Genomic DNA, 21,291 nt, shown 5'->3' with positions numbered 1-21,291 from the left:
AGAAAAAAACGAAGAATCCTCTTCTTCGTCGTAAATCGCTTGATTCCTATCCCGCTCTTTAGTGGGGTAGGTTTTTTTGATTGGAGGAAGTGGACGCTTTTCCCCGGCGTTCCTCAAGACCTTGGATTCCGTGATCGCGGTAGTTTTTGACCCATCTTCTGACATAGGAGCTGCTGATTAAATTCAGCTCTTTTGTCACACGATTATAGCCGAGTCCTTCTTCCAGGTACATGTTGACTGCTTTTAGCTTGAACTCTGGTGTGTATGTTGTGAATCTTTGTCCCTTTTGTGGCATAAAGACGCCCTCCTAAAGTACACGATACGGCTCATTGACGTACCTGTTCATTCAAGAGGGAACTGTCCAAAATGCCGTGATCGTTTTTTATTTCTTGGTGTCGAAGAAAGCGCCGTAGGGTGCGGTTCCGTATCCATTGTACTGCTTGTTTACTGCTTTTCCGCGTTGGAGCTGGGCTATTTTATCGGAAAGCTGATCTTGTTTTTCCTCCATGATGGGGATTATGCGCTGATCCAGTTCCAGAAACGGGTCCAGGTACTCCGCCTTCCATTCAGGCGGTAATACCACCCCTTGAGAAGTGGTATCTGCTATCTGCTGCATCAGTTCTCCACGTTTATCCAAAAGCTCCAGCCATTCATCTGGATCCGATTCTTCCTGCATGACAACCTGCTCCAGTTCGCGTGAACGAAGCAACAGTTGTTGAAGCAGCAATTCTAATATCTCTATTGAATTCGCTCTCGTTATCCCCATTAAACTACCCCTGTGTCTTTGCCAGTATCATAGCTTGCTTCCACGTATCGCGGAACTCCACTACGAGTCCCTCTACTTCCTCTAGTATCTCAATATCCTTCTTGATATTTGCTTCAACCAAACGCCGTTGAAGGTACTCATACAGCAGGAGCATTTGTTCTGCCACAGGGTATTGTCTATTCAGCGTAATGATTAATTCTGAAATAATATCCTGAGCCTTGGTGTTATACTCATTCGCCTTATCCCACTTCTTGTTATCAATCGCAGCTTTCGCCTGCTTGATAAACTTGAGCGCGCCATTGTATAGCATCAAGGTTAGCTCACCGGGAGTAGCAGTAGTAACCGAATTGCTTTGATAGGCTTGGGCAGGTTGTTGATATGCCATTTCTGTCCAGCTCCTTTTATTCTCACTGTCCTCCGCCGAATTGCTGCGCAAGCCATCCGCTTTGCGAATTGGCACGTTCAATAGCCTTCTCCATCGCTGTAAACTGTTTCCAGTAGCGGTTCTCGATATCTTTCAAGCGGACTTCCCATCTGTCAATGTCTTTGTCAAGTCTGTCGATGCTCTTGCCGAGAAAACTGTTATCCTTTAACGAAGCGCTGCTACCAGCTTTTTCGGTAATTTTTTCCATAGATACTTTTAACTGATCGTAAAGACGCGTGGCAATTCCGCTCTCATCGAACTTGGCATTTGGGTCACTTGCCGTTTTCGTGAACAACTCTATTACTTTACTACCGTTTTCCGTAATGGCTTCACGTAATTTTTTTTCGTCAATATGCAGCTTTCCATTTTCCGAATACTCCATTGTCTTGATTCCGATCTCACTTAGCGTGTCGAACTTAGCATCCGACACACCGGAGACCCTGGAAGATAAAGCACGACGCATCCCGTTCAATGCTGAGGTTAGCATGGCATCGGAACGCAACATTCCACTATTTGCCTTTTTTTCCCACGCTTCAATTTGCTTTTCCGACATAGCTTCTTTTTGTTCATCCAATAGCGGTGCAAAGTCGCGATAACGTTTTTCAGTGACCACGGAATTCATCTTGGCAATGATTTCATTGTATTTATCTACAAAGCCTTTGATTGTTTCGTAAATACCGTCTACGTCAACTGTAGCCGAAACGGTAGCATCACCTTTTGATTTTAATGTATATTCCATGCCGTTTATCGTGAAAGTATTGGATGTGCGCTCCGTTGTCATTCCATTAATGGTAAATTTTGCATTTTCCCCTGATGTTGCATCCGCTAGAGCTAATGCATCTTTCAAAAAGGCTCCCGAAACCTTGATCTCACTACCTGCACTATTTTTTCCAGTATGGTTTGTTGATAATGAAATCTGGTCGGCGGCGGCATCGTAGAACATCGAAACACCAAGACCGGAGCTGTTCACTTTTTTTATCACGTCATTGAGGGATTCGGTGTTGGGATCAAAGGAAAAAGTCTTCGCTGGTGCCATACTTCCGTCTGGCTGAAATACTTCAAGTGAAAACGAATACGTGCCATCAGCAGCTTGAGTTCCCAAATTTGAACTTTTAAGCTTACTCAGTTCATCTTTAAGCAGGGCATCCGGGTTAATTTTATTTGTTGTACTGGCTGAGATTCCCTCCGTCCCATTATAACTCAGTGTACTAGATACTTTAGCCAATGTATCTACTGTAATTTGTGATGTAGAGCTGGTACTGCTAGCTGTAGATTTGGCACTTACTACGGCTTCGCTGGAAGATGTTACCTTAAACTTCGAATAGGTCCCTTTTAGTTTCATATTCAAAGCCGTGTTGCGTAGATCCAGCATCAAGGCATTCATTTCCCGGTAGCTATCACGCTTCCATTCTTCTGCTTGTTTCTTTTGCTGCAGCTTGTTCAATGGCACACGACGGGCGTTCATCATGTCCTTGATCATTTGTTCTGTATCCATGCCAGAAGCCAATCCACCTATGCGCATGCTACTCATAATGCAAGTACCTCCCTATCGTTTTTCATCCACCAGCAATCCGATCATTTCTTGCATTTTCGCTTTGATGTCGAGAATCTTTTTGGAAGGGATTTGCCGAATCACTTCATTTGTAGCATCATTGACGACTTCCACATAGTATTCTTTCATTTCTTCATGCATGCGAAACTTGAGATGGGTGTTCTCCGTTTGGATCCATTTGTTCAAGCCGTCGATTGCATTTTCCAATTCCTTGGGCGAGCTTTTTTTACCTGCTTCATTTGCCGTCTCAATATGGCCTTCACTTTGATTTGGACCTGTCAATTGATTTTCCGAGCCAATCGATTTAATAACCATTCCCGTCTGGTTAGGAAGACGAATTTCCATTAGTACTCCTCCTTATCGATATAAGTCCTTACCTTCTATATCGGATAAGGCGATGGAAAATTTTAGACTACTCTCAAAAGCAGGGCCCTACGCAAAAATGTTGATCAGCAAGCCTTTAATTTCACCGATTCGTTCGAGAATACGCAGTCCGGGTTCCTGTTTCTTCAACATGGAGTCAGTAAGTTCCAGCAGTTGTTTATCTACCTCTGTTACAATCTTATAGATTCTAGAACGTCCTCTCCGGTTAAACCCTTGTCGTTCCTCCAGACTGAGACCATGCTTCACGGCATCTTCCATGAAGCTTTTCACCAGTGATTTAAATTTTCGCAAGTCCCCTACTGTGCGGGATTCAGCGAGAATTTTTCCCTGCTCCTCAATTTCCTGGATTCTTTGATGGAGCCGTTCCGTATCAAGATGCTCTCTGCCCCTGTTCATCATTTCGGTAAAGGCTACTTTATCAGCAGCAATCTCTTGTTTCGGTTTCGCTACTTCGCGGGACAATTTGCCTACCTTACTAACTTCCACGATTATCCTCGCCCTTCCACAAAATCTAGCATTAGATAGAAAAGGAGATAAGCGTAATTCCGACCTTATCTCCTCTTACTCTATTATTTTAACAGTTGAAGGATACCTTGTGGCAATTGATTCGCCTGGGCCAGCATAGCTGTAGCAGCCTGATTAATAATATTATTCTTAGTGAAGTTAGTCATCTCCATTGCCATGTCGGCATCACGGATACGTGACTCAGCAGCCGTCAGGTTTTCATTCGCTGTGGTCAAGTTTGTAATCGTGTGCTCCATCCTGTTTTGGTATGCGCCAAGTTTGGAGCGCTCTTCGGATACTAATTTGATGGCACTGTCAATAGCAGCGATCGCATCTCTCGCTGCTTGCTGCGAAGAACTTACATCAATACCAGCAACCGCATTGACACCCGGAGTGCCAATTACGATCTTATGACTCGCGTCTCTCGCTAACCCGAGGGAAGCCGTATCCATCACACTGATAGCGATCTGCATGCTTTCATTAGCATTTGCACCGATCTGCATGTCCAGAGTCAAGTTTTGGCCTGCTGTAGATGCAAAGTCAGCGTCAGTAATTTTTATTTCCAAGCCATTAGTGAGTCCATCATCGGTTTTGTCCGTCGTCAATACCAGATTATTTCCTGAGATGTTGGAAGATGTTAACGCCGGAAGAGCATCTGCCTTTTCCACCGGGTCCCCAGAAATATCAGTTAAAAGCTGATTTACTTCTTTTAATATATCAGTTGGAGTTTTGCCTGTTACATCGATAGTAATTTCATTGTTCAAAGGATCATAAGGCGCAGCCGGCGTTCCAAACCTGATTAACAAATTATCAATTTTGAGCTCGTCGCCAGCTTTTGGAAGATCTGCAAAACTGATTGAAACTGTTTTTGAGGCGGATGCATCCGGTTTTCCTTTCAGTGTTCCAACTGCTGTAGTGGTACCCGCTTCATAATAGGTGACACCTGTTGCGGCTGATGTGCCGACAGCAATCTGATCAGCCTCTTTCGGCGACATGTTATTCACTGTTGTTAAAACGAGTTTTCCATTAGTTTCAAAGGTAGTATTTGTACCATCACTGTTGTCTGCATAAGTAATTTTGCTTGCGGCACTGTCAAAAGTCTTATCATTTGCAATGATAGCAGCTTTCAAAGCGTCCAAAATACTGTCTACATTTGTTTTTGCGTCACCAACAGCATCTCCTCCCGCTGCCCATGATGTTATGTTTACCGCAATATTACCAGTAGTAGTTATTCCAGCATTAGTTGCACCTGTAACGTCAAGCTCGTATTTTTTTCCGTTAATTGTAAATGTTAACCCATCTGCGCCATCCTCAGTTAATTGACCTAGCTCAACGCCCAAATCCAACTCAACGGATGCTTTGGCAGTAGGGTCGGCAACTACAGTCCCCTGCCAAGTTCCAGGAGGTGTGAATTTAATATCAGAAGAACTAGTGGATGCAAATGCTTTTCCATCGACTGAACCACTCAACAAGTCTTTTCCATTAAATTGTGTTGTTCTGGCGATACGATCAAGCTCTAGCGTCAATTGGTCAATTTCATTCTGAATGGCATCTCTATCCTGGTCCTCCAACGTACCATTGGCTGCTTGAACAGCCAATTCCCTCATGCGTTGCAAGATTTCGTGCGATGTTCCCAAAGCACCTTCTCCCGTTTGAATTAAAGAGACACCATCCATTGTATTTCTTTCAGCCATTGCCAATCCTCTAATCTGTGACCGCATTTTTTCAGAGATGGCAAGACCTGCCGCATCGTCAGCAGCACGATTAATGCGCAGACCAGACGATAGTTTTTCCAGATGCTTGGATACAGTTCCTTGATTTTGGGACAAATTGCGGTATGCATTTAATGCTTGAATATTATGGTTAATCCTCATGTGATCAATTGCTCCTTTTCGTTGGTTTATTCTTTTTGATCTAAAGTACCATGCTCATAAAAAAAGTCTTGGTCATAAGCAGACGTTTTTTTCCTTAATACAACCTTATCTGGTCTATTTGCGTTGCTAGCAAGGGCTGTGTTCCATGCGTCGTCGATAATCTTTATGAGAGAACGGACCTCATCAATCGGACCGACAGTTTTGTTCAAGTTTGCTTCGATTAACCGTTCTGCCATATAGTTATAGATTGCTTCCAACTGATCTGCGACAATTCCCGCTTCGTAATTGATCCCCGCTCCCAGCCTGTAAAGAATGTCATTGCAGTTTTGCAAAAGTTGGTTTGCCTCGATATAATTTCTTTGTATTATAGCTGCTGAAGACTTTTCAAGCTTCTCTATTAATGCTCTATATAAAAGGTTCGTCAGTTCTTGGGGTGACTTTTGATGAACCGTTTGTTCTGTAAGGACTTCAACCACTGATTTCACCTCCTACAAAATCCTCTCCTAATTTTATTATCGGATAATTGATTTCCAAGTTTGATTACTTTTTTTCCATTTCTTCTAGCAACAACAAGACTTCAGCAACAACTGAATATAATTGCGGAGGAATGTTATCGCCTAAATCCATGTCAATTAAATTTTCAACAAGCAGCGAATCTTCTTGAATCGGAATGTCATTCTCTTTTGCCATACTGATAATTTTGTCAGCAATATGGCCTCGACCTTGAGCAACTATTCTGGGAACGCTATCCGACTCCTGGTCGTAACGAAGGACAGCAGCGACTGGACCATTGACAGCCTTTCTTTGTGTAGGGTTAAACCATTTGCGGATCATATTTTAAAATCAAGCCCTTTCGCAAATGTATTGGGGCGAGTCGGTTGTGGTGGAGCTTGGACCTGCTGACGCTTTCCGTCCTTTACTTCCTCCGTTAATTTTGCAAACGAGACGCCAGAAATGTTATATCCGATCTCTTTCAAATTGTCCTTGCATTTTGAAACAAGAGAATCGACTTTTTCCTTGATATTCGGCAGATTATTTTTAATGGTAATGGACAGATTTCGATCTACTGCCGAAATATGAATTCCCGTTTGCCCCATTTTCTTCGTCTCGATCAAAAAGTACAGACTGCAGTTTTCCCAATCAACTTTTTGTCCCTCGTTTTTTGAGTTTACGTATACCTTAGCGCTTTCCAAGCTTCCCCCCAGCATAACAGGCAATTGAAAAAACATATTTTGAAGATTCGAGCCTGTATCTGATTTGCTCAACAACTGTTGACCTGTCAAGTTATGAAGTGCCTTCTCCACCTGCTGATTATTAGCTGGAAGAGAGGATTGCGTATCCTCTATTTGTAGCTGTAGAAGGGCAGCCTTTAAGTTTTTGTGGAGGTCATCATTTTCATTCTGTTGACCAAAGGAGAGCGATTGTGCGACTTCGCTCTCGTAGTTCAGTCCCAAGGAACGGAAAAACTCAAACGTGTTTCGTGCAGATGGTTCGTGACTCTGGTATTGCTGTGTGACTTGTGCGACTTGCTCGGTCACTTTATGCACAGACGGCATTTCGTCCGAAAAAACGCTTTGCACGGTCAAAAAGTGCTGCACTCTAACATTGGATGGCTTCCATTGCAACGACTCCAATTTCGATTTAACCTCATTCAGTATGGTCATGGCCTGGGAGTTTTCGCCCTTGGTCAAAAGCCTCCTGGCTTCAGCCAACTGACTGCTTGCATTCATGATTTGTTTTTCTGTCTCCATGTCGGTCAACATGGTAAGGTCACTTTTCAAAATGGCTTTGTCTAGCATGTCGATGGTCGATTCCAAAAGCGGCTTTACACCTGAAATAATGTTTCCTCTGTTTGTTTGGGCAACATGAATGATGTTATCAATGTTTCGGGCTACTTCCCGTTTCACCGCTTTAAATTGACTGGCAGCCTGACTTAGTCTGGCAGTAATTTCTGTCACGACCAAATCCTTGGTCGCAAGTAATGCCCCCATATTTTCATTGTATTGGTGCTGTCCCGAGCTTATGTGATCGCTTCCCTCATTAGTAACGCTCGCAGAAACAAGGTCAAGCCCCACTTGATCTAAAACTTTTAATACTTGCTCTCGTCCGACTTGTTCCCATCCCATCTGTTGCAGGGAAACTGCTTGAGCAAGCGCTTTTTCCACTTTTGACACAGCAGGCGAATCAGCATTTGGTTGGTTGTCGAATTGCAACTGAAATTGTTGGACAACACGCTCCAAGGAAGGTTCTTGCTGGACCATTTTGATTAGGTTTTGCAATAACTCATCCGGACTTTGTGTTACGTTTAGTCCCATGGAAGCAGTGCTTGCAGTATTTGTAGTGTTTGGGACCTGGATTGGCGGCTGAGTTACCTGTGCTTTTGTTATTTTGGTGTCCTGACCTTGGCTTGAGATCCTGCCTAATTCTGCTGTGACTTGTTCCAAAGATTGCAGGAGGAGTATACGGGCAGGTCTATCCTGGCCATATTGCTGTAGTTGCTGTGCCTCCAATAGTGCTTTTTCGATCTTCGCTGCTATTTCTGGCACGATCTTGGCGTTGTTCAACAGTTGAGTGCGGATTTGCTGGATTGCCTTTTCCAGGTTTGATTCTCGTTTTACTGTTTCCTTTGCCTGGTTTAACGCTTCTTTTATCTGTGCAGATGTCTCAGGTGGTCGGCTTGCAGTCTCTTTTCCCTGACTTGTCGTTTCTTTCGGCAGTTGATTCGAGAGAGCTTCCTCTATTTTCGTCAATGACTGAGATAAATGCTCTCTTCCTACACGCTCCTGCCCTCGTTGTTGCAGGTATTGGGCTTCGATTAGGGCTTTTTCGATCTTCGCTGCTATTTCCGGCACGATCTTAGGGTTGTTTTGCAGTTGGGTACGGATTTGCTGGATCGCTTTTTCCAGACTTGGCTCTGATTTCACAATCGCATTCATATTTCTCGTGATGCTTTGCATGCTATCAACAGACTTTTTCTGGATTGACAGGTCGCTATTTTTTTCTAGATTAGATAACACGTTTGTGAGTGTTGGTCCGTGGAGCACTGCGTGAACCGATTGAAGTTGTCTGGGGGACACACCCAGTTTTTTGTTCGCAATGGCTTGTATCGCTTCCAGCTTTTGCTGTACATTTCCTGATGCCTTTTCCAGAAATTCTTTTACGTCACGGAGTGTCTCCTTGCTCAGAGGAATTCCGCTATCCAACAAGATTTTGGCCGCCTGCTTCAATTCAGGTGTGGCTGTGCTACCAAGGCTACGCAAGATAGTAGAGACGTCCGGTTCCCCTGTTGAACTTCCCTGATCAACGGAAACCGTCCTCACTTTGGGGACCTGCCCCTGACTATCCGTTATTTGAAGAGTCATTCGTTCTCCCGAAGGGATTTTCCCTTCAAATTGAACTTGCACATCTTTCCCCCTAATTTGGATAATTGCTCCATTTTCAGAGATCGGCTCTTTTATTTTTACAGCATATACTTCCCCCTCTTTTAATTCTAAGGGAAACTCTGTTGACATTGTCTGGCTTGTTGAAGTAGTTTGATTGACTCTCATCTATCATCACTCCCTAAAGGATGAAGAACAGTAAAGATATATACCTTTTTATCGACAGAAATGGACACGGAGTTTATATGACTCGAAATTTTTTATAATGGCTGGCCAGCAATAGCTAACACCCCTAACCATTCCCACAAGTAAAAAAGACCTCAAGAATTATGAGGTCTGGATCATAAATTTCACGAAAATATAATGGGTTGTAAACTGCGCTGTAACTCTCCTTGCCACAAGCGATAGTCCGGTAAGACATTTTGATCCAAAAAATTCAAAATTTCTTTCCGATTACCGCTCATCTCATATGTAGCAGCTACCATTTCCAACCCATTCTTCACTTGCTTAGATATTTCTTCAAGTTGGTTGGATGGGAGAAAGGGTAAAAACAACGCAAGCGATTGTTCCATTTGCAAAAAAGCATCAACTACATCACCAAATAATTCAAGCGCTTGTTCCAAATACCCCTCGTTCAGTTGCAACTGAATATGCTCTAAAGCTTCTATCCCAGTGTCCGATAGCTCAATAGTACGTCTCATGGAATCCAAGTATTTTTCCATTATATAAACCTCGCTATACTATTACTGTATTTTTTGTTGTATTACATGTAAAAGTATTAATTCTTAATAAGAATCGACATATACGCCATAGATATATAGCCGCTGTTTCTTAACAAGTCCCTCACTTCCATCAAAAATGAGTTGCTATGCTCAACGATTTTGGCGAACGACTGAATCAATTTAATAATATGATCTATGTTCAATTTTTCTTTATGAAAGCCAGCCATACCAATCAAAACAAGTTTGATTATCGCAAAATGGACAACGAGCATTACATATTCATCGAAGACTGCCTTACCGTTGTTAACAGGAAAGAGATTTTTATAAACGTAATTTACTAAATAATTTTCCAAGATGTACTCATGCTCCATCATGAAAGGAAGGTAATATTTATGATATGCCTTTTGATAGTTCTCAGTAACCAGCTCTAAAGAAGTATCTTCTGTGTACCCAATCCCTTGTGCCATCTCTTGGCAGCACTCTACATACCGTTTGCTGTTTACCCCCTTCATAAACCTCATGTCATTAAGTTTTTTGACAAGAAGCATTTGAATGGTAGCTGAAATAGGAATGGCAGATAGATTACCTTTTAAGCCATCCTCCAGAAGTTTAGTATAAGAAGCAATTAGCTTTGGTATATCTGTTACTTTATCATCGTTTATATATGTCTGGAGTTTTTGAAAAAACATCCCTAGAGCAATTAATCGATCGGATAAGGAATATTCTCGATTTTGCAGTACTTGAATAGAAAAGATACGTAACTCCCAAAAATATTGAACGATTTTATTTTCCGCTTTATTTAATGTATCAACTTGACTGAAGTATGCATTGCGAACAGTATTAGACTCCTCAATCTCTTCAAATTGGATACCACCCGAATTTAAGAGAGCTAGTCTTGCAGCCTCTGGACAAGACATGGTTGCTGATTTCTCTAGAACACCATTCACTTTATTCGTTATCCTTGGATAAGAACTGCAAGTAACGGAGAGATACTCATCACCCATTTTTGCCTGAACACTACACAGTTTTTCATCATTTAAGAGCGGACAAGCACCATTGGAATCCATAATAATTTTGGCATAATGAGCTTCAGTTGGGTTGGAGCGATTTCGCTTGACGTGTTTATCAAGGACCTTTTTAAAATTGAGTTCCCGCATTTTATTGTATTTTTTATAAGTAGCACTATCAATATTTACACGCCATCCCACACAACAAGTATCTTCACAACTAGGTCCAATACAGGCAAATTGTTTCATGTAACTGGGTACAAAAATTTTTTGTTTATTATCAGCCATTTCTACGATCCCCTTTTTTAACTTTCGACGGCTTTGTTTTATATATCGGCTACATTAATAATAAGTTGAGTAGTTCCTCAGTACTAAAGTGCGCTCTCATATCAATCTCTGTCCACTCAAACTGATACCAAATAAGACCGTCGGAATATACCCGACGGTCTTTCTCGTACGCGACCCCAGTCATCTAACCTAGTTTTCCATGCCGTAAAATTGCAGGTCCATAGTTATACTTAGAAGAGACCTCGTAATAATATCTTGCTCTTTCTATAATTCCCGTTGTTTCATAATATACAGCCAGGTTGTATGCTGCAAGAAAACTTCCTGTCCCCAAAACACTATCGTATTTATCAGAATCGCCTACTTCCAAACACTTTAGGTAGGAGTTTTCAACAAGAGGTAAATACTCTAAATATTTCTGTATGTCACTTAAAACTAGTTCCATATAGAATAAACCGCATACAAAATGGAAGTCTGGCAGGCTCTTTAGCATGTTAGATTCGCTTTCAATTATTTCAAGACCTTTTTTGAAATTATTCCCTCCAATACAAGCATACAAAAATTCAACGATTAATTGAGTCCGATAGCGATCTTTCAAAGTGGTGGTTTTATATGATTTTTCAAAATAATTTAAAGCCTTTTTAAAGTCTTTCTGCAATCTGAATTCCTTACCAATTTGGTAAAGAAGGTAATGATCTTTGGGATTTTCCCTTAATGCAAGCTGGAGTAATTGTACATTTCGGTTTGTTTTATCTGATTGATAGTAACCGTCATGAAAAACTTCGATAGGCGCATTTTTTCGAGGGAGGTTTAAGTTAACTTGTTCATGTATTCTACCTTCAAAATAGGCTCCTTTTGGAATCAATCGTGAAACAAATGCCTGAGATTCTTTGTCTTCTCCATCTTGACGAAAACAATTGATTATCTTAATTCTCCCTACTACATTTTCATTGCTTAGAAATTCCTCTAAGTCATCCTTACTCACTCTGATCAGATACTCATCTGCGTCTAAGACTAATCTCCACTCACCTTTGCAATGTTGCAATGAAAAATTACGTGCGTCAGCGAAGCTGTTATTCCATTGATAGTCAAAGATACGAGCTCCAAATGACATTGCTATTTCTTTTGTATTATCAGTAGAACCTGTATCTACGATAACGATTTCATCCACAAGTGACTTAACACTCTCCAGGCACCTACCGATTTTTTCCGCTTCATTTTTAACGATCATAGCTAATGATAACATTCAATTAGTTCTCCTACCTTTACCTATCTTTACTATACGAGAATTTACTTTGAACAATTTTACTATATAGAAAAAGAGACCCCAAAACGAGGTCTCTATCACTAATTAACGAAGAAGTTGCAGAACTCCTTGAGGTTGTTGGTTAGCTTGAGCCAACATTGCTTGTGCAGCTTGGTTAAGAATGTTATTTTTCGTGAGTTCCATCATTTCTTTCGCCATATCTACATCACGAACACGAGATTCTGCTGCTTGCAGGTTTTCTGCACCAGTGTTCAAGTTATTAATGGTATGTTCAAGGCGGTTTTGAACAGCACCCAACTTAGCACGTTCAGTAGAAACTTTCTCAATTGCTACATCTAGCGCACCTAGGGCAGTCTGAGCATTTGCTTTTGATGTCAGGTCCTTACCAGCAACAGTTAATGCTGTGCTGTCTAAATCAGAAAACGTGTAAGAAATTTTTTGTCCCGAGTTAGCTCCTACTTGGAAATCCACAGCAGTGGTGGAACCGTCCCACAGCTTTTGTTTGTTGAACTCTGTATCAGTAGAAATGCGATCAATTTCCGAGATCAAAGCCTTGAACTCTTCATCGAGTGCTGCACGGTCTTCTGTAACGTTTGTGTCATTGGACGCTTGTACAGAAAGTTCACGCATACGTTGAAGGATGGAATGGGTTTCGTTTAATGCTCCCTCTGCTGTTTGAATCATGGAGATACCATCTTGAGCATTGCGGGATGCTTGGTTCAAACCGCGAATTTGACCACGCATTTTTTCTGAGATTGCCAGACCTGCTGCATCATCTCCAGCACGGTTAATGCGCAGACCGGAAGATAGCTTTTCCATTGATTTAGAGGATGCCGTGTTGTTAATACCCAATTGACGGTGAGTGTTAATTGCTGCAAGATTGTGGTTAATAATCATTTTAATTTTCCTCCTTGATTGTCACCACCACGTCCATGTGGTTGGTTCATTAATTTTCAGAAAGCCGACTCAATCGCGCGCTTGGGTCATTTTTCCTCTACATTATTGTTATCGGAAACATGCTTCATGTTTTTTAGTCTTTTTTTTTAGTTTCTTGACGAAAGTCGACAAAAAAAATCTGATACACTACTCCGTATCAGATTTGCTATTTATCCACTCTCTTAGCTGGGACAAATCCATTTTGCTTTGTGAAGCCGTGCGGTTTTCTTCCTTGATCGCCATGTAAATCTCCTGACGAAACACCTCGACATCACGGGGTGCCTCGATCCCGATTTTGACGACATCCCCTTCCACCGCCACAATTTTTATTTCGATTTGATCCCCAATCATTACCGATTCATTCTTCTTCCGCGACAATACTAGCATGCTTCACCTACTCACTGGCTGCTTTCGCCCGAATTTGCATCAGTGGCTCACGAATCTCGTACTGCTCCGCATTTAAAATAACCTGCTTAGCCAGTTGATTCTTCTCATTTAATACGATCGGTGCTTTTAGGTTAACCGTGATTTGTCCTTCCTCTCTGAATGAGACGACATTACAGATGAACATTGGTGTGTCTTCCTCTATCTGTAACTGGGCTTTCACCGAATCAGGCAAGGTAAATTCATATTCCGGAAAAAAGAGAAACGGCTCAATTACCCAAAATCCGACTTGTTCATCTTCCTGCGATTGCAGTGAGAAAAATGGACTTCCTGGCTCTCCTTGAACGAGCAGGAATCGTTGAAGCTCAGGAAACCCTGGCACTCCGTCCTGAAAGATCAGTTCTTTTATTTGTACGTCGAGAGATGACATTTACACCGCTCCTTTATTACAACCCTGTGTCTACGCGCGTTCCTACTACATTTATCTGCAAGCTGTTCTTTTGAAGAAGGTAGGCTTCCACCTTGCCCCTCGTATAGTTGTGTACAGCCTTTTTGATTTCAGGGTCTATCCTCATGCCTCGCACTTGCACTTCGATGATCGGTTTTTTGGCTTCGTAACGTATCTCAATACCGTCTCCGATGATTGAACCTGCTGCGATAATTTCCTTGCCCTCATAGATTCCGCTCTCTTCATAAGCGATATCTGCTAAAGGATTACCTTTATTTTCGATAGCAGCAAGCCGATCTCCTTCGTAACTAATCTGCCCGATTGCTTCCATCGCTCTTCTGTTGCCAAAGTCTGCATAATCCGCCGTTCTACGCAAGGGGCCTCGCAGATCGATGTTGGCTTGCGCCTCACTCGTATCAATGTACAATTCCCCTTGCTCCTGACGGATATCCAGAATAGCCGCTTCTTGACGCATATTCAGCTCTGCTTGCGGCTGCTGAATTTCTTGGACGGGCTTTTGCACATCTATCCCTAATTTGGCATAGGTTTGCGTCATGCTTAATTGCGGAAGTCGCATGGTATTATGCTCCTTTCGCCGTCATTAACGGAGGAAATCAAGCAATGATGGTTGAATAATCCTAGCCCCAGCTCCTAGTGCAGCCCTGTGCACATTTTCCTGTGTCTTCAGATTTGTGATGACCTCGGCAATATCCGCATCTTCGTTTTTGGACATGCCCTCCGTCAATGTAACCTCCTCTTTTTCCATCCGATCCTGGATGAGCTCGATTCGATTGGCTCTCGCCCCTAGCGTGGATCTAACCGCCAACATGTTATCTATCTGCTCGTCAATGTTCCCCAACTCGCTGTTAACCGGTTTTCCAGCTTTCAATTCTCCGATTACCTTATCCATAAGCTCAAAGACGTTCTGTCCAGAATTACCTTTAAAGTTAAATACAGATTGCCCCGTTACGTTGGTTGGAACTTGGATTCCCGTACTTACTTCAAGCATAATCTCGCTATTATTCGTGCTCGTAATCTTTCCAGTGGAAACATCAAATGGGGGTGTCATGATATCACTGCCGCCAAAGATATATTTTCCGCCCAATGTCTGGTTGGTGATAGTGCCAAGATGCTCCTTCAACTGCTCAATTTCCTTACCGATCGCCTGTAATGAATCTGGGCCCAGAGTAGTGTTACCCGAATTCACAGCCAGCTCCCGTATGCGATGCATAATCGAGCCTGCTTCGTCGAGTGCTTTATCCGAAAGTTCCAACCACGACTGAACCTCGCCAATATTTCGCTGATATTGCTCATTTTCCATCAAAGAAGAGCGGTAGAACATCCCTCGTGTAGCAACCACTGGGTCATCTGAAGGCTTTGATATTTTACTTCCTGAAGACAACTGCTGTTGCATCTTATCCATACTATACATGGAATTATGTAGATTCCGTAACATGTTGCTATTCAGCATATTTTGAGTAACGCGAATCGCCATATAGGATCCCTCATTTCACATAAACATTTCCATTTTATAAACCGACTCGTCCCATCCCATTAATTACTTTGTCCAATATCTCGTCCATACTTGTCATGACACGGGCAGAAGCACTATAGGCATGCTGGTATTTCACCATTTCAGCCATCTCGTCATCAATTGATACACCTGATACGGATTGACGCTGGTTATCAACGGTCCCAACAATTAACTCTGAGTTTTTTTGATTACGCAATGCCTCCTGTGAATCAATCCCTAGTTGGCCAATGGTATATCGATAATAGTCGTCAAGCGTAGAGCTCTCTTTTAGATCAGTAGGTCCTGTACCTGCTTGAAGTACTTTGAATTTAATCTTGGCAATTTCTAATGCATTTTGGTTGTTACCAACAGCCGTACCTCCTGTCTCAGGCTGAGCTGCAGCGATTGCGTCCAAACTAGCCAGAATAGCAGGATTCACTACAATACTACCTGCTCCTTTCGGATAGTCCTTTGAGCCTGCGGGTGCGCTCGCATCCAAAAAGAATGGCAGATCCTGAGGCGCTCCACCATTTTTAATATCGGTAAGGCTAGCTCCCTTTCGATGTAGCTCATTGATTTCATTTGTCAAGTTGACAGCCAATACATCCAAACGCTGCATCATGTTGGGGACTATTTCACCCCTTGCCTCGTATACACCTGCCATATAACCAGTGGTCGGTACAAGCATTTGACCACCCAAAGAGAGGTCCAAAAGTCCGGTATCTGCGTTCTGCTGTGTGGTTACCGGCTGAGATGTCAGACCAGTAACAAAATCCTGTCCCTCTACAGTAACATTCACCATACCGTTTGCACCCGGCGTCATCTTGACGTCTACCAGCTTGGACAGCTTGTCTAGCAGGACATCACGTTGGTCGTACAAGTCATTTGGCTGATATCCGTGCGGAACCACATCTGAAATCTGACGGTTCAGACTGGCAATCTGCTGACCTAATGAGTTCATCTCCATCGCTTTGACGCCCATCACATTGTCAAGGTCACTCTGTATTTCCTTCAAATGGCTATACAAACCGCTGAATGTATCAGCTACTGCTTTTGAGCGTTCACGGACAACTGCGCGAGCCGATGTATTTGTCGGATCCTTGGATAGATCCTGCCAAGCCTGCCACATCTGATCCATTACTTTTTGAAGACCGGTGTCAGAAGGTTCGTTCATGATGCCTTCTAATTTTTCCAACGTCTCGAATCGGGCATCCCAATAACCCTGACGTTTATTTTCACTTCGATATTGAATATCTAAGAAGTCTTCTCTCAGTCTTTGTAAACTAACAACATTAACCCCTGTTCCCAAAAGACCTGGTTCAACACTAGCATTCATCCCGGGATAGGGGAGACCTGTTGTAGCCTGCATATTCGCCCGCTGCCGCGTGTAGCCTTCGGTATTCGCATTCGCAATATTATGCCCCGTCGTATTAAGCGCAGACTGCTGTGCAAACAGTCCTCGCTTGCTCACTTCTATTCCATGAAAGGTAGAGCGCATTTCGACACCTCTTTACGCTTTTTTATTGAAAAAAGTTCGATTTGCCTGACGATACGTATCCGCCGTCGGTTTGCCGTATATGAAGTCATCCTCGGGCGTATCGGTAATCAGGTCGAGCGTCATATTTACAAAGGATAGGGATTGCTCCAAAAGCTGCTGGTTCAATTCGTTCGCTTCTTTAAGTTCGGTGACAATCCGGCTTAGTTCATTGCGAAAGGATGTGAGTCGCAGCTTCTCTTCCGCACTGGTCGTCAATTTGATCAATTCAGCCAGTGTGCCTTCCTGCGGGGTCAAACCCTTTTCGGTTGTCAGCTCTTTGACCGCATTCAGGCGGGCTGTTTCTACCGCTGTGACACCCTTGATCAGCTTTTGTTCCTGGCGCGTGATTGCCACCAGTTCATCCACATCTCCTTTTACCAGCACCTCTTTCTTTTGCATGGCTAAGGTATACAAGGCTTTGTGCAAATGGATCAAATTGTCGAGCAGATCGTAGAGTGTGTGCATGTTTGTCATGGTTCTCCTCATCTTCCCTAGTGAGGTGGATTATAGAGAATGCTCCGAAATCCGGGGAACATCCTCCCTTATAGCTTTTTCCAAAAGGAAAGGAACTTCTCCGCGAGCTTCTCACTGGAAACGCGATAAGACCCTTCCTCAACTTGCTTTTTCAGTTGATCCACTTTCTCTCGGCGCTGCGGGGAGTTTGGATCTTCTACCTGTCTTTGCATTTCCAAAGCTTCCGTGGAAATGTTTACTTCGTCCTTGCCCATTGGGATCTTGCCGCTTTTACCTACTTGTGTATTTCCAGACTTGTTATAAGCATTGATCATGCCTACACGGTTGGGTTCATTAATCCGCATGCGTAAACCATCCTCTCAAACCACCGGACATTATTGGTTGTGCCTGCCCAATCTGATTGACCGGGCCTTGGCTTTTGTTACAAGTGTATATAAATAAAAAAACCGATGATACCTTCTAGTAGTATCATCGGCTTTTTTCTTGTGTACGATTAGTTTTTTTGAGCAAAACTATTCGTCAGCATTCTGCTTTCTTCGATAAGCCGCTGCCTCTGCCAACCTGGCGCGGTTATCCTCTTCCAGCCGCTGCTCCACACCCTGCTGCTGGTTGATTTCATGTTTTAATCCTTTCATGCAAGAATCACACATGTTGCCGGTCCGGATCAATAAGCCGCAAACCTCGCACGGGTACCCCAAATTCGGGTTGCCTTCGATGGAGATGCGGCCTTCTTTAATAAATTTGGTAATCTGCTTCACACTCACGCCAGTTTCTTCGCTCACTACATGAATATTCGATCCACGGTTCTCCCGTTTGCGCAAGAACTTGGCACACTTTTCATATTCTTGTTCGACTATTTGATTACACTTGGGGCAAATGTCACGGACTACTTGTACAAAAAGAGCATCACACCGTGAGCAGTTTGCCAGCTTACCCATAGACATACCGCCACCCCCTTTGATCACTCGGAAATTTCATACCGTTTCCAGACTGCTGTTTTTTTCCATGATAACGTAATTTTATCAACCTGGCTATCGGTATATGGTCAAGGAGTGAATTTCATAAAATGGTCCCAAATGTGCTCGCAGGGTAGTTGCGCAGGAACGCAAGGTCGATCCCGTCGTGTAAATATCATCTACGAGCAAGATTTTACTTGGCCCATAGCTACTGGCCCCCGCAATCGGAAAAACAGTGTCCCCAGCCCAGGAAAAGGCTTCCCGCATGCTTTCCTGACGAGCTATACGGCCTCTCTGCTTGCTCAGCTTTGCCGTTTCTTTCGTGCGCTGAAGCAGGGAGCGCACAGGTACTCCACTCGCTCTACTCAGCTCTGTAGCCAAAAGATCCACCTGATTAAAGCCTCGTTCATACAAACGCTTGCCATGCAAAGGAACCGTGGTGATACAAGTAAACTGAGCGGGATCATAATAGCGAAGGAAAGTTACCGCGAGAAGTGTCCCGTAAAAGCTTGCCAGCCGTTCATCTCCGCGGTATTTGTAAAGCCCCAAAAGACTTTTGCCCCAATCGTTGTAGTGGAGCAGGCTGCGGTTACGTTCGAGTGCTTCCTCATGCAGCTGAGTGCAGTCCTGACATAACTCCCCATTACCTTCACAGCTCTCCTGATCCCTTCCGCAATGTCGGCAAATATCATCGCCTATCACTGGCAATGTCTCCAAGCACCCTGCACATATCGAAAGCCCCGCCAACAACCGATAAATGACCGGGTAACGCGCTTGCCTGGACAATTGACGCGCCCAGTGGCGTACAGCTGCCTCCCTTGCCTGTGAGACGACGCGTCCCCCGCAGCTTACACAAGCGTTTAAACTCATCCATGTACCTCCTGTGCACGCAGTCTTTGCGCCAACTGATTCATCCGGCAAATTTGCTTCACCGCTGCCTTGGGTGCATTAGCACGATCCGCCTGCAAAAACAGTACGGTCCCCGTCGTGTCATCTACTGATCTCCCAACACGCCCAGCTATTTGCACCAAAGACGCTTCATCAAAGACGGGGGCCTCCGCGCCTAGCACCACGACATCACTGCGCGGGATCGTCACACCGCGTTCCAAAATCGTTGTCGTTATCATGAGCGTATACCGTTTATCACGGAAAGCGCGGACCTTTTCCTCCCGCAATGGATCTGCCGCGTGGACGCCGGCCATTTGCGCTGCATGAGCGGGTAAAAGCCTTTGGGTATACTCAAGCACTTTTTCTACGTCATCAATTCGGGGGACAAACAGAAAGACTTGCCTCCCACCATCCAATGAACGCCCCACCATTTCGACCAACGGAGCAATCGGGCGATTGGTCTGAACGCGCTTGTGCAAGCCTTGCACAGTAACAATCTCGGGAACGGGCAACGCAGATCCATGGTAACGACCTGGCAACAAAACGTGAGAGACCGATGATAACGGTATGACAGAGGAAAAAGCACTGGAAAGGCGCCACTGCTTTCTGATCAGCCGTTTTTGCAAATATCGCGGAGGAGTCGCACTCAGATAAAGCATTTTGCCTCCAGCTTGTACCGCTCTGGACACAGCTCGATACAGTACGGGATTGTTATGATACGGAAACGCGTCAGCCTCGTCCAACACAACAAGTGGAAACCTCCGGTAGTAACGCATGACCTGATGAGTCGTCGCGATCGTAATGTCACTATCCTCCCACTTCTGGGCGCTTGATCCGTGCACGGCAATCACGCGCGCATTGGGAAAAACTCGTTGTATGCGCGGCGCCAGCTCCAGCACAACATCTTTGCGTGGAGTCGCAATCAGCACTCTCCCACCTGTCGACAGCGCTTCTGCGATCGACGGAAACAACAGCTCCGTTTTTCCTGCGCCACATACGGCCCAGATCAAAAACTCGGACAAGCCTGGTCGCGGATTGGCCACAAATCGGCGGGCCATCTCTGCTGCTGTCGCCTGGTCTTTGGAGTAGCTCCCCGTCCATTGCAATCGCGCGACGTCACGGACTCGCTCTCTTGGCGAACGTGCCGATGAGACACCAGATTTGGCTGGTATCAGGAGATACGGCGTACAGCACTTGCTTCTGCCCATCCCAAGACACTCGGTGCAATAAGCGCAGCCTTGTCCACAGCTATAACAAATAGTCAGCTGGATGTCTTTTTGTTCACTTCCGCATCGATCACAAAACAGCAGCAGCCGATTGCGCCACCACCCTTTTCTCACAGACAACCGTATCCCTGGACGCCACTGCGCATCACCTGCCAGCACCATTCGCTGCAGCACAGCTGGCAACTCGTGATCATCCATACCCCTTTTTTGCAGCAGCGTCTCTACTTCTTCCCAAAGAAGCGACCGCCCGGCCAAGACCTGTCTATATTCCCTTGTGTCTATGTCATGGAAGCCCCGATACCCGTCATATTTATGTTCCTGATCATGCTTGAAGCATTCACTCGTCTCCCAAACAAACCACTCATCTCGCAATGGTTCTCTTCCCGTTGCCTCACGTCCATATATAGCGCTCGCCTCTCGCACGTAGGAGAGAGCCATCTGCCGCAAATCAGCCAGCGCCTTTTCATTAATCGTACGGCCCTTCCGATAAGACTCTTGCAGACGGTCATTCATTATTTCTCTCAAGGAAAAGGCGAGCGAGAGCGAAGGACTTTTCCCGATCACGTACAGCTGGCACCCTTCTCGCTCTCGCCAAAACGACTGATCCACCTCAAAGCACGGTGTTACATACGCCTGCACTGCCTTGGTGCTTTCTTTGAGATATAACAAATACTCGCGCACACGCTTCCCTCCCGTCTCCATTTGCCTTGCAATCAGTGTGCAAAAAGATAGCGGTATCGTGCAAAGAAAAAAAGAGGCACATG

The 21,291-nt window shown here is 44.2% G+C and carries 24 protein-coding genes; all 24 read right to left on the bottom strand.

What is annotated here, in order from left to right:
- Positions 1-58: 58 nt before the first annotated feature.
- The 24 genes from ACIFQN_RS34310 to ACIFQN_RS34195 all read right to left on the bottom strand — a co-directional run bounded on the left by ACIFQN_RS34310 (position 59) and on the right by ACIFQN_RS34195 (position 21,208).
- Complete coding sequence (locus tag ACIFQN_RS34310; RefSeq protein WP_429837530.1) at positions 59-295, bottom strand: transposase; 237 nt, start codon at positions 293-295, stop codon at positions 59-61.
- 87 nt (positions 296-382) lie between these two features.
- Positions 383-766: a flagellar protein FliT gene (locus tag ACIFQN_RS34305; RefSeq protein WP_429837529.1), complete on the bottom strand. Its 384-nt coding sequence runs from the start codon at positions 764-766 to the stop codon at positions 383-385.
- Between the two features lie 4 nt (positions 767-770).
- Positions 771-1,151 (bottom strand): flagellar export chaperone FliS, encoded by a 381-nt coding sequence (gene fliS / locus ACIFQN_RS34300; RefSeq protein ID WP_429837528.1) that lies wholly within the window; start codon positions 1,149-1,151, stop codon positions 771-773.
- A gap of 22 nt (positions 1,152-1,173) precedes the next feature.
- Positions 1,174-2,721, bottom strand: a complete 1,548-nt coding sequence (locus ACIFQN_RS34295) for a flagellar hook-associated protein 2 (protein WP_429837527.1) — start codon at positions 2,719-2,721, stop codon at positions 1,174-1,176.
- Positions 2,722-2,736: 15 nt separating this feature from the next.
- The gene (gene flaG / locus ACIFQN_RS34290; RefSeq protein ID WP_429837526.1) at positions 2,737-3,087 is read right to left on the bottom strand and encodes a flagellar protein FlaG; all 351 of its coding nucleotides are present in this window, start codon (positions 3,085-3,087) and stop codon (positions 2,737-2,739) included.
- 87 nt (positions 3,088-3,174) lie between these two features.
- Positions 3,175-3,612, bottom strand: a complete 438-nt coding sequence (locus tag ACIFQN_RS34285; RefSeq protein WP_429837525.1) for a YaaR family protein — start codon at positions 3,610-3,612, stop codon at positions 3,175-3,177.
- A gap of 83 nt (positions 3,613-3,695) precedes the next feature.
- Positions 3,696-5,504, bottom strand: coding sequence for a flagellin (locus tag ACIFQN_RS34280; RefSeq protein WP_429837524.1), 1,809 nt, complete (start codon positions 5,502-5,504; stop codon positions 3,696-3,698).
- 26 nt (positions 5,505-5,530) lie between these two features.
- Positions 5,531-5,980 (bottom strand): flagellar export chaperone FliS, encoded by a 450-nt coding sequence (gene fliS, locus ACIFQN_RS34275; RefSeq protein ID WP_429837523.1) that lies wholly within the window; start codon positions 5,978-5,980, stop codon positions 5,531-5,533.
- Between the two features lie 64 nt (positions 5,981-6,044).
- Positions 6,045-6,338 (bottom strand): EscU/YscU/HrcU family type III secretion system export apparatus switch protein, encoded by a 294-nt coding sequence (locus ACIFQN_RS34270; RefSeq protein ID WP_429837522.1) that lies wholly within the window; start codon positions 6,336-6,338, stop codon positions 6,045-6,047.
- Complete coding sequence (locus ACIFQN_RS34265) at positions 6,335-9,052, bottom strand: hypothetical protein (protein WP_429837521.1); 2,718 nt, start codon at positions 9,050-9,052, stop codon at positions 6,335-6,337. The genes ACIFQN_RS34270 and ACIFQN_RS34265 overlap by 4 nt, the downstream gene beginning before the upstream one ends.
- 182 nt (positions 9,053-9,234) lie before the next feature.
- Positions 9,235-9,606, bottom strand: a complete 372-nt coding sequence (locus ACIFQN_RS34260; protein ID WP_429837520.1) for a hypothetical protein — start codon at positions 9,604-9,606, stop codon at positions 9,235-9,237.
- A gap of 56 nt (positions 9,607-9,662) precedes the next feature.
- Positions 9,663-10,901, bottom strand: coding sequence for a flagellin lysine-N-methylase (gene fliB, locus ACIFQN_RS34255; protein ID WP_429837519.1), 1,239 nt, complete (start codon positions 10,899-10,901; stop codon positions 9,663-9,665).
- A 184-nt stretch (positions 10,902-11,085) separates the two neighbouring features.
- Entirely contained in the window at positions 11,086-12,144 is a 1,059-nt protein-coding gene (locus ACIFQN_RS34250) for a glycosyltransferase family 2 protein (protein WP_429837518.1), read from the bottom strand.
- 105 nt (positions 12,145-12,249) lie between these two features.
- Positions 12,250-13,062: a flagellin Hag gene (gene hag, locus ACIFQN_RS34245; RefSeq protein ID WP_429837517.1), complete on the bottom strand. Its 813-nt coding sequence runs from the start codon at positions 13,060-13,062 to the stop codon at positions 12,250-12,252.
- Positions 13,063-13,248: 186 nt separating this feature from the next.
- The gene (csrA, locus tag ACIFQN_RS34240; RefSeq protein ID WP_429837516.1) at positions 13,249-13,488 is read right to left on the bottom strand and encodes a carbon storage regulator CsrA; all 240 of its coding nucleotides are present in this window, start codon (positions 13,486-13,488) and stop codon (positions 13,249-13,251) included.
- Between the two features lie 7 nt (positions 13,489-13,495).
- Positions 13,496-13,915: a flagellar assembly protein FliW gene (gene fliW, locus ACIFQN_RS34235; protein WP_429837515.1), complete on the bottom strand. Its 420-nt coding sequence runs from the start codon at positions 13,913-13,915 to the stop codon at positions 13,496-13,498.
- A 16-nt stretch (positions 13,916-13,931) separates the two neighbouring features.
- On the bottom strand, positions 13,932-14,510 hold the full coding sequence (locus ACIFQN_RS34230; RefSeq protein ID WP_429837514.1) for a DUF6470 family protein: 579 nt from the start codon (positions 14,508-14,510) through the stop codon (positions 13,932-13,934).
- A gap of 24 nt (positions 14,511-14,534) precedes the next feature.
- Positions 14,535-15,428 carry a flagellar hook-associated protein FlgL gene (gene flgL / locus ACIFQN_RS34225; protein ID WP_429837513.1) on the bottom strand — a complete coding sequence of 298 codons (894 nt, stop codon included), beginning with the start codon at positions 15,426-15,428 and terminating at the stop codon, positions 14,535-14,537.
- A 34-nt stretch (positions 15,429-15,462) separates the two neighbouring features.
- On the bottom strand, positions 15,463-16,944 hold the full coding sequence (gene flgK / locus ACIFQN_RS34220; protein WP_429837512.1) for a flagellar hook-associated protein FlgK: 1,482 nt from the start codon (positions 16,942-16,944) through the stop codon (positions 15,463-15,465).
- 12 nt (positions 16,945-16,956) lie between these two features.
- A complete protein-coding gene (locus tag ACIFQN_RS34215) occupies positions 16,957-17,448 on the bottom strand; it encodes a flagellar protein FlgN (protein WP_429837583.1) in 492 nt (163 codons plus the stop codon).
- 77 nt (positions 17,449-17,525) lie between these two features.
- Complete coding sequence (gene flgM, locus ACIFQN_RS34210; protein WP_429837511.1) at positions 17,526-17,801, bottom strand: flagellar biosynthesis anti-sigma factor FlgM; 276 nt, start codon at positions 17,799-17,801, stop codon at positions 17,526-17,528.
- Positions 17,802-17,969: 168 nt separating this feature from the next.
- Positions 17,970-18,401 (bottom strand): TIGR03826 family flagellar region protein, encoded by a 432-nt coding sequence (locus ACIFQN_RS34205; RefSeq protein ID WP_429837510.1) that lies wholly within the window; start codon positions 18,399-18,401, stop codon positions 17,970-17,972.
- Between the two features lie 87 nt (positions 18,402-18,488).
- Positions 18,489-19,283, bottom strand: a complete 795-nt coding sequence (locus ACIFQN_RS34200; RefSeq protein WP_429837509.1) for a ComF family protein — start codon at positions 19,281-19,283, stop codon at positions 18,489-18,491.
- On the bottom strand, positions 19,280-21,208 hold the full coding sequence (locus tag ACIFQN_RS34195; RefSeq protein WP_429837508.1) for a DEAD/DEAH box helicase: 1,929 nt from the start codon (positions 21,206-21,208) through the stop codon (positions 19,280-19,282). Before ACIFQN_RS34195 ends, ACIFQN_RS34200 begins: the two co-directional genes overlap by 4 nt.
- Positions 21,209-21,291 lie beyond the last annotated feature (83 nt).

Source organism: Brevibacillus sp. NRS-1366 (genome assembly GCF_050467985.1).
This window is presented reverse-complemented; position numbering and strand designations above follow the sequence as displayed.